Source organism: Streptomyces sp. NRRL WC-3549 (assembly GCF_000721935.1).
Taxonomy (GTDB): Bacteria; Actinomycetota; Actinomycetes; order Streptomycetales; family Streptomycetaceae; genus Streptomyces.
Window position 1 is genome coordinate 141,188 of the sequence record NZ_KL585399.1, and the last position, 452, is coordinate 141,639.

At 73.7% G+C, this 452-nt stretch carries 1 protein-coding gene; it reads right to left on the reverse strand.

From position 1 onward, the window contains the following. Positions 1-400: crossover junction endodeoxyribonuclease RuvC (locus IH13_RS0115565; protein WP_031084824.1), on the reverse strand; the 400-nt coding region annotated here is incomplete at its 3' end. Positions 401-452: the final 52 nt, after the last annotated feature.

Consider the following 452-nt stretch of genomic DNA (forward strand, 5'->3'; position numbering starts at 1 on the left):
CGACCCGCAGCAACCGGGTCACCATGGCCCCGACCTGGGCCTTGTCGGCGCGTCCGGAGCCGGTGACGGCGGCCTTGACCTCGCTGGGGGTGTGCAGGGCGACCGGGATGCCTCGCCGGGCCGCGCACAGCATGGCGACGGCGCTGGCCTGGGCGGTGCCCATCACGGTACGGACGTTGTGCTGGCTGAACACGCGCTCCACCGCGACGTATTCGGGCCGGTGCTCGTCGAGCCACTGCTCGATGCCCCGCTCGACGGCGACCAGCCGGTGGCCCAGCTCCGCGTCGGCCGCGGTGCGCACCACGCCGACACCGATCATGGTCAACGGGCGCCCCGCCACGCCCTCGACGACCCCGACACCGCACCGGGTCAGCCCCGGGTCCACGCCGAGCACCCGCATGGATCCCCCCTTGTCCGTTCGCTCACCTGTTCCGGCAGGCTATCGGCTCCCC